This window comes from Desulfobacula sp., from assembly GCF_021107415.1.
The window spans coordinates 21,079-30,636 of record NZ_JAIOSW010000113.1 but is presented as its reverse complement, the minus strand read 5'-3'; the positions used below and the strand labels follow the sequence as shown (position 1 = coordinate 30,636).

The 9,558-nt window shown below is 37.9% G+C and carries 5 protein-coding genes and 2 pseudogenes; all 7 read left to right on the top strand.

Translation table 11 applies throughout. From position 1 onward, the window contains the following. Window positions 1–487, top strand: a pseudogene (locus K8S13_RS05970) (serine protein kinase PrkA); the annotation flags it as partial. Window positions 488–506: 19 nt separating this feature from the next. Continuing rightward, window positions 507–1,679 (top strand): DUF444 family protein, encoded by a 1,173-nt coding sequence (locus K8S13_RS05965; RefSeq protein WP_291461190.1) that lies wholly within the window; start codon window positions 507–509, stop codon window positions 1,677–1,679. Between the two features lie 50 nt (window positions 1,680–1,729). Continuing rightward, window positions 1,730–3,370 (top strand): SpoVR family protein, encoded by a 1,641-nt coding sequence (locus K8S13_RS05960; protein WP_291461188.1) that lies wholly within the window; start codon window positions 1,730–1,732, stop codon window positions 3,368–3,370. 6 nt (window positions 3,371–3,376) lie between these two features. Beyond that, a complete protein-coding gene (locus K8S13_RS05955; protein WP_291461186.1) occupies window positions 3,377–5,686 on the top strand; it encodes a serine protein kinase PrkA in 2,310 nt (769 codons plus the stop codon). Window positions 5,687–5,838: 152 nt separating this feature from the next. After that, on the top strand, window positions 5,839–7,740 hold the full coding sequence (locus K8S13_RS05950) for a CarD family transcriptional regulator (protein WP_291461185.1): 1,902 nt from the start codon (window positions 5,839–5,841) through the stop codon (window positions 7,738–7,740). 78 nt (window positions 7,741–7,818) lie between these two features. Beyond that, window positions 7,819–8,280, top strand: a pseudogene (locus K8S13_RS05945) (DEAD/DEAH box helicase); the annotation flags it as partial. A gap of 15 nt (window positions 8,281–8,295) precedes the next feature. Continuing rightward, on the top strand, window positions 8,296–9,426 hold the full coding sequence (locus K8S13_RS05940; RefSeq protein ID WP_367172537.1) for a TRCF domain-containing protein: 1,131 nt from the start codon (window positions 8,296–8,298) through the stop codon (window positions 9,424–9,426). Window positions 9,427–9,558: the final 132 nt, after the last annotated feature.

The following is a 9,558-nucleotide window of genomic DNA, read 5'->3' as shown; positions in this document are numbered from 1 at the left end:
TGAACCTCTGGCAATCAAAAGAGACGTGCTGAATTATGTAAATATGATCATTGGTGTTGATGCGGAACACCTTGGCCCTGATATGATGTGGAAGTATAAAGATCCCCAGACCGGTGAACTTAAGGCCCTTAAAATAGATGAGCGATATATTAAAAATGTTGAAGAGCGGCTTGGCTTGAAAACCGAGGAGCAAAGGGCATCTTTTAGAAACACTATCAGAAAGATTTATGGCCAGAAGCTTTCCGTGGATGCAAACTATGATTTTATGGACAACCTGGAACTGGTCAAGGCTATTACCGATGTCAGGCTTAAATCAGACATTGCCGGTGCCGGCTCTTTAATCGGTGCCCTTGCCAACAGGACCAATGAAGAAAATCAAAAGCTCTATGACAGAATGATTTATACTATGAATGAAAAACTTGGGTATTGCAGAACCTGTGCCCAAAAAACCATTGAATATTTCTGTAGTCAAGAGGATGATAAATAGCCAGGGGAGGTAAATACTGATGATAACCCTTGATGAACTTCTTGAAAGAGACAGAAGAAGAGAAGAAGACGGATTTAAGCGGAAAATTCGAATAGGAAGAATCGTCAAACCAGGGTCTGGTGGAAAAGATAAGATTATCATTGTTCCGACAACGGTTGAAGAAAAATTTGTTCATGATGAAATAAACCTGGAGCAGGAGCAGGGTGAAGGAGAACCCACCGGTGGAACAGGTGAGGGTGAAGAAGGGGATATTATTGGAGAGCAGCCGGTCCGTCCCGAAGAAGGTGAAGAGGGAGAAGAAGGTGCAGGAGAAGGCCCTGGAGAAGGTGAGGGTGGAGACCATGAACTCGAATCCAATGCCTATGAGCTTGGCAAGGTATTATCCCAGGATTTTCAACTGCCGAATTTAAAGGATAAAGGTAAAAAAAGAACTCTGGCAAGATATGTATACGATTTGACGGATAAAAATAAAGGTTCGGGTCAGGTACTTGATAAAAAAGCAACGTTAAAAAAGATCGTTGAAACCAATATTACCCTTGAAAATATCCCTGATGTCAGTAATATTGATACAAGTAAATTTATTATTTCTCCACAGGATATGATTTACAGAATTTTATCCAGGGAAAAAGATTATGAATCCCAGGCCCTTGTCTTCTTTTTAAGAGATTATTCAGGATCAATGGGCGGAAAAGTGACCCAGACTGTGGTATCCCAGCATGTCATGCTGTATTCCTGGCTTTTATATCAATATGAAAAACAGGTGGAAACACGGTTTATCCTTCATGATACTCAAGCCAAGGAGGTTTCTGATTTTTATAAGTATTATTCTTACAAAGTAGCGGGTGGTACCAAGGTATTTACGGCTTTCAAGATGGTAAATGAAATTGTTGAAAGAGAAAATTTGGCCCGGGATTATAATATCTATGTTTTTCACGGGACAGACGGAGATGACTGGGATAAGGAAGGAAAACAGACCATTGCTGAGATTGAAAAAATGCTGAACTATGTGTCCAGAATAGGTATTTCCGTTGTAGAGCATTCCTATGTCGGTTCAAACCAGACTGAAGTGGAAAAGTATTTGAAATCATCCGGCATACTCAATAAACACAGCAGCCTGATTAAACTGGATGTCATGAGTGAAGATGCGGATGACTCAAGAATTATTCAAGGCATAAAACGGCTTATTTCATAAAAGAGGCGGTTACTTAGTGGTTGAACGAAAACCTGAAAGTGAGAATAACTATGGAACTTGTAAGTCAACATGCCAAAGGCATAATGGAGGAATGCAAACTTCGGGCTCGCGATCAGGGCTTGAAGTTTGACGATGAAACGCTTGAATATATAGTGACCAACCGGGACATGATTGAACTGAGTCCTAAAGTGATGATACCGACGCTTTATGACTATTGGGTGCATGATGTAAGAGTTTTGTCAGGAAAAGGCATGTACGAGGCCTATCCTTCAAATCCATATGAAACTGTCATTAACACCAGACCTGCTATTTCATTTTACAATGATAATAATCCGGATTGGCTCAATGTAATGATTTTTTACCATGTTCTTGGGCACATTGATTTTTTTCAGAATAATCTTTTTTATAAAAACACATGGGATATTGATTTAACAGGGCAGGCATTATCTGATAAACGGCTGATTGCACAACTTCGGTCTGAAAAGGGCAGGTGGGTTGATTATATCATTGAGTTTTCCCGGGGGATTGATAACCTGGTGGGGTTTCAAAAAGAGCTTAATCACAATATTATGAAGGATACCCGGCGGCAATTGAGTAAGACAGACTTTTATTTTGATATATTTTTACAGAAGATTAAAAATGTGTCACATAATGAATATTTGAAGGAGATTACAAGATTCAATGCCATTAAAAATGATACCGAAGACTTTTTTGACCAGGTGATTGTTAAATATCCTGAATTTGCAGAGCTCTATAAAAAGGAACTTTCTATCAAAGTGAAGCCGGATCAGGATGTCATGGAGTATGTCATCCGGTTCTCTCCATTTTTAAAAGAGGAAGAAAACGAGTGGATGAAATCTGTGATTCAAATCGTTAGAAATACCTCTTTATATTTTCAACCGCAGATTAGAACAAAAATTATGAATGAGGGATGGGCAAGCTATTGGCACGAATACCTATTTATGAGGGATGACAGGATCCGCGGCCATGAAACAGACTTTGCCAAAGTCAATGCCGCTGTAACCTCCATGCCAAAAGTTGGATTGAATCCTTATGCCCTTGGATTGAGGCTGTTTCAACATATTAAAGATATGGAAGATAAGGGATGCTATTCGTTTGATTATATGTTTTTAGACGATGAAGTCGGCAAGAAAAAGTATAACCAAGGTAAAAATTCAGGGGCACAGTTTATTTTAAAGACTCGTGAAAATTTTAATGATTTTACTTTTATCAATACCTTTATTGATCAGGAGTTTATTGCCGAACATAATCTTTTTGTTGCAGGAAAACGGTTCAATAATACCCGGATGACCTGGGAATTTTTTATCAAATCCAAAAAAGCCCAGGATTACAAGAAAATGGTCATTGATACGCTGTATCACCCACCGGAAATATTTGTGGATAAGGCCGGCACTAAAAAAGGAATATTGTATCTGAATCATAAATTTGAAAACAAACCTTTGAAAATGGATTTTATTGAAAACACCATGGTAGGAATTCACTATTTATGGGGAGGCCCGGTTCATCTTGAGACCAGTGTGCCCATGGTATCAGGAAAGACTGTAACAAGTTACGGCAATTTTTGGGACCCTGCTTCTTATAAAGCTGGAGATAAAAGTTCAGAAAATATCAAATGGAAAAGAATGCTTTATGTGATGGAAAATCGTAAACTTCACAAGAAGGAGTTATAATTTAATATGGAAACCAAGTCGCAAGAAAAACCATCAATAGATCAAACCCTTGATCTATTGGATAAAAATATAACTGATTACCAGAGGCTTAAGCCGGTTCCGTTTGATGAGTTTTTAAATATTTTAAATGCTGAGCCTTCCCGGGTTTTAAGAAATATTTTTCAGACCTTCCATGATATGATTAAATTCTATGTTGATGAATCAGAAGACACAATAGCAGGAGATACTGATAAGCTTGCTTTTACCAATTATGATTGCTCAAGACTTTTTGTGGAAGATTCTGAAAATTCCTATTTTACCGACATGCTGTTTGCCAATCGGTTTATGAAGCAGATGGAGTATTTACGACATGGGGCGCAGCAGAATCGGATATATATTTTTTACGGGCCCCATGGCTGTGGAAAGAGTACATTTTTAAACAATTTATTAAATAAATTTGAAAAATATGCAAATACTGAAGAAGGCTTGAGGTATGAGATCGTATGGCGATTGAATATTAAAAAACTCCAGGATGAAGACAAGTCTCTTACTGTATCTGCCTTTGAAAAATTATTTCACTATGTTGAACAGGGAGAGGATACCGGTTTTAAACGCGAACCAAATGAAAAATTATTTACCGGCACAGATGCCGAATATATCGAAGTACCCTGTATTTCGCATGACAATCCTTTTCTTGTCATACCCAAAAATCAGCGAAGAATCGTTTTAGATGAACTGATTAAAAATGATGAGTTCAAATGGCGTTTGTTTACAGAAAAAGAGTATGAATGGGTGTTTAAGGAAGAAGTTTGTACTATTTGCTCTTCTATCTATCATTCCTTGCTGGAACGATTGGGCAGCCCGTCTGAAGTGTTTAAAATGCTCTATGCCAGACCTTACTATTTTAACCGCCGCCTTGGAAACGGTATCAGCGTCTTTAATCCGGGTGACCGACCCTTAAAACAAAATGTTATTTCAAACCAGATGGTTCAAAAAAGGATAAACGCCTTATTTCAAGACAGTAATGTAATCAATTACCTTTATTCAAGGTTTGCAAAAATTAATAATGGGATTTATGCACTCATGGATATCAAGGCCCATAACATCGACCGCATGGTTGAACTCCATAATATTATCAGTGAAGGGCTTCACAAGGTTGAAGATATTGAAGAAAGAGTGAATTCATTGTTTTTTGCATTGATGAATCCCGAAGATAAAAGAAATATCCGTGATTTTCCTTCATTTGAAGACAGGATTCAATATATTGATATTCCTTATGTTCTTGATATGAAGACAGAAGTTAAGATTTACAATAATATTTTCGGCCGGCATATTGAAGGCAGTTTTCTTCAAATGGTTCTGGAAAATTTTGCAAGGATTGTTATCTGTACCAGGATTGGCAAAAAGTCCCAGGCCATGGCTGAATGGATTAAAGATCCTGCAAAGTATAAGAATTTTTGTGATGAAAAGCTAATGCTTCTAAAGATGGAATTATTTTCAGGTAATGTTCCCAAATGGCTGGAAGAGGATGATGTTAAATCGCTGGACAATAAGATGCTTAAAAAGATTATTTCGGAATCGGAAATTTATGGGAAAGAAGGACTGTCCGGCCGGGATTCCATTAAAATATTTGATCGGTTTTATTCAAAATATGCCAAGGAAGACCGGCTGATCAATATGCCGGATTTATGCACTTTTTTTAATAAGCTCGATGATCAGCCAAAAACAACGATCCCCCAGGGATTTCTTGAATCTCTATTAAGAATGTATGATTATTGTATTGTTCAGCAGGTTAAAGAATCATTATATTATTACAACGAGGAGCAGATTGTCAAAGATATTAAAAATTATATTTCTGCTGTTACAAACGAATTGAACTCAATTGTAAAGTGTATTTTTACAAAAGAGGAACTCCATGTAACCGAGGCTTTCCTTGAAAGCATAGAAAACAGGCTGTTGTCTGAAGATATGGATAAAAAACGAAGACAGGAAATCCGAAATGATGTGTTAAAGGAGTATACAACCCGTGCTCTTTCCCATGAGATTATGATAGAGGGAAAAAATATTACACAAACCAGGCTGTTTGAATCTTTATATGAGCGATATGTGTACAACCTGAAAAAAAGAGTGTTGGAACCTTTTATTGAAAATGAAAACTTCAGGAATGCCATCAAGGATTTTGACACAGAAAAATTTAAAGCCCATGACAAACGGATTAAAAAAGATGTGAAATTCCTGTTAGACAATCTTGCTGAAAAATTTGGTTATACGACCCAGGGGGCGAATGAGGCGTGCATCTATGTTATTGACAATGATCTGGCAAATAAGTTTAAATAATCTTTTCCTTGATTCTTTTCAAAACTTCCTTTAAATCAAGACCATGATTTTTTACGTGTGACCTTCAGGTTACGTGTGACCTTCAGGTTACGTGTGACCTTCAAATTAAAGGAAAACTATATAGCTGATCAATAGTGTATTTTCAGGTAAACATGTCAAATCAATTAATCAAAGAAATCCAAAACACAGATGATTGTGTGGTTATCACCCCGACGGATGGATCTCATAAAGCCTGGTTGTCTTCTCAATTATTTAAAAACTCTAAGGTTTCAATTGTTGTTATTTTAAAAGATACAAAAAATGCCATGCGTTTTATTGACGACTTATTTTTTTTTCTGTCTGAAAAAAAAGATAAGGTTGTTTTTTTTCCCGGGTATCATATACAGCCATTTAAATCTCTATCCTACCACAAAGAGACATCTACAAACAGGCTGGCAGTTTTGTCCAAAATCATGAACTCAAGTTCAGACCCATTAATTATTGTAACGGTTATTGATACGATTTTACAAAAATTGATTCCTAAAAAAGAAATCAATGAATTTGCAGAATTGGTAATCGCCAATGAAGAGATTGATAGGGATGAGTTGGTCGGGAAACTTGAATCAGGAGGTTATACAAAGACATCTCTTGTAGAAGATCCGGGTGAATATTCTGTACGAGGCGGTATTCTGGATGTTTTTTCTCCGCAGGAATCCTATCCTGTTCGTATTGAATTTTTTGGGGATCTGGCAGAGTCGATGCGTTATTTTTCTCCATTTACCCAGCGCGGGATTAAAGAAGTTTATGAAACCGTTATTATTCCCGCAACCGAAGCCATCATCACCAAAGAAAATCTGCCTCATATTCTTGCACGTATCCGGCAGGCTGGAACAATTGCCCGATTGGATGCATCAAAAATAAGACAGGTTGTTAATGAAACCCGGGAATTTGGAAGATTCCCGGGTATTGAAAGCATGCTGTCCCTTGTTTATGAGGATCTTGACACATTTTTTGATTATATTCCTGAAAACACTCTTTTCTTGTTGGACTCTCCCGAAGAATTGCAATTTTGTGCAAATGATTTTGAAAATAAAGGTTTGCTCAATTTCAAAACAACAGCATCTGAAAGCAGGCTTTGTGTTGAACCGGATTCCATTTACTTAAAATGGGTTAAGGTGGAGTCTCACATTAACTCAAAAAAACATATAGCATTTAAACAATTGGATGTTATAAACAAACCATTTGATTCAGATTATTCGGTCAACTCAGAGCACCCAATTAATTTAAATCAGGTCAATTCGGACCAGCCGGCACTTACGTGTGACCTTGAGGTTACGTGTGACCTTAAGGTTATATTTGATTATCAGGATAATACGGCTCTGACTTCATTGTTGAAAAGACAGGGAACCCACGAGAATCCTTTGTTGCCGTTGGTAGAGTGGTTTAATGAGCAACTGGACAACAAAATGAAAGTAGTGTGTGTGGTCAGCCAGGAATCTCAATCAAAAAGATTAATTTCATTATTAAAACCGTATGGCATTGAACCAGAATTCTGCCAAACATTCAGCACTGCCATAAGTGAAAAATCAGGGATTTATTATATAATTGGAAATTTATCATCTGGTTTTGTTCTAAAAGAAGAGGGTTTCTCTCTGGTAACCGATAATGAAATTTTCGGTAAAAAAAGAATTCGCCGACAAATAAAAGCAAGAAGAGATTTAAAGACTCAGTTCACGCGTGACCTTCAGGTTATTACACCGGAAGAGTTGAAAAATGGAGATATCATCGTTCATCTTGAACATGGGGTGGGTCAATATGAGGGATTGTGTAGTTTAAAAATAGACGGGATTTCCCAGGATTTTATCCTTATCCTTTATCAGGATAACGATAAGCTATATTTACCGGTGGATCGCATTGAAATGATTGGCAAATATATCGGGGTGGATGGCTATACACCGATTCTTGATAAAATCGGGTCCAAAGCATGGATAAAATCAAAAGCCAAAGCAAAAGAAGAAGTTGAAAAGCTTGCAGCCGATTTATTAAATCTTTATGCACAGCGAAAGGTTAATTAGGGTTTTGCATTCAGCAGTCCGGATAATTATTATAATGATTTTGAAGCGACTTTCCCTTATGAAGAAACCCGTGATCAGCTAAAGGTTATCGATGACGTACTTTTAGACATGGAATCAAGTATTCCAATGGATAGGCTGGTCTGCGGTGATGTCGGGTATGGTAAAACCGAAGTAGCGGTCCGGGCAGCCTTTAAAGCTGTAAATGATGGTAAACAAGTGGCAGTTGTGGTGCCGACTACTATATTGGCAGAACAGCATGTTTTAACATTTAGAGAACGTTTTGAGAATTATCCTGTTAATATTGAATGCCTGTCACGGTTTCGCAATAGAAAAGAGCAGACAAGAATACTCAAGGCCATGAGCGCAGGGCGTGTGGATATAGTCATTGGAACCCACAGGCTTTTGCAAAAAGACATTAAATTTAAATCGCTGGGGTTGTTGGTGATTGATGAGGAACAGCGCTTTGGCGTGAAGCATAAGGAAATGTTAAAAAAAAAGCGTACCAGTGTGGATGTCCTTGCATTAACTGCAACGCCCATCCCTCGAACCCTTCACATGTCTTTAACCGGCATGAGGGATATCAGTATTATTTCCACCCCGCCTGCTGACAGGCAAGCCATTATTTCATATATTTCAACATATGAAGATTCCATTGTAAAAGATGCCATTAAGAGAGAACTTTCACGAAAGGGTCAAATCTTTTTTGTTCATAACAACATTAAAACCATTTCCAAAACAGCACAAAATTTGGAGAAGCTGGTCCCAAAAGCTAACTTTGGTGTGGCTCACGGCAGGCTTTCGGAAAATGATCTTGAAACAGTGATGTTCAAGTTTGTCAATTTTGAAATTGATGTTCTTGTATGTACAACAATCATTGAATCCGGTCTTGATATCCCTTCGGCAAATACAATGATTATTAACAAAGCTGAACGATTCGGACTGTCACAGATTTATCAGCTCAGGGGCAGGATCGGGCGTGGGGATCATCAGGCCTATGCATATCTGTTTATTTCCGACGAAAGCCGGCTGACTAAAGATGCCAAAAAAAGACTGTCTGCGCTGATGGAATACAAGGACCTGGGATCAGGCTTTCAGATCGCCATGAAGGATCTTCAAATCAGAGGGGCAGGCACAGCCCTTGGTGCATCCCAGTCCGGGCACATTGCAGCCGTCGGGTATGACATGTTTTTAAAATTGCTGGATCAGGCGGTGCATGATTTGAAAGGAGAAGAGATCATTGAGCCTTTGGAGCCTGAAATCAATGCTGCTATGTCTTCAGGGTTTGCCGATGATTACATAGAATCTGTTGAACAGCGACTAACCCTATACAGAAGGCTTTCAAGGATTACAAAGATTTCAGATATATCAGACATGAAAAAAGAGCTTATGGACCGGTATGGTCAACTGCCCAAACCGGCTGAAAATATGCTCTTGAAAATTATGCTGCGGGTTTATTGTATCCAGGCAGGAGTTCGCAGGCTTGATATCACACCCAATACCTTGACCCTTGTTTTTTCTGAAAAACATAGGAAAAAACCATTGGATTCTTTAAATAATGCTTTAAAAGGTTTGGTACTTTTTGAATTCATTAAAAAAGACAGTATTCGAATTCACCTAGGAAGAAAAAGAAATAATATTTCCAAGGCCCTTTTGGAAACCCGAAATATCCTCAAAGCAATCACCTGAACCAATTGTGATAACCTGAAGGTCATACGTAACCTGAAGGTCATACGTAACCTGAAGGTCATACGTAACCTGAAGGTCACACGTAAATAAAAACCCATTTTTTTAAGATATGCTTTTATATTTCTGAAATAT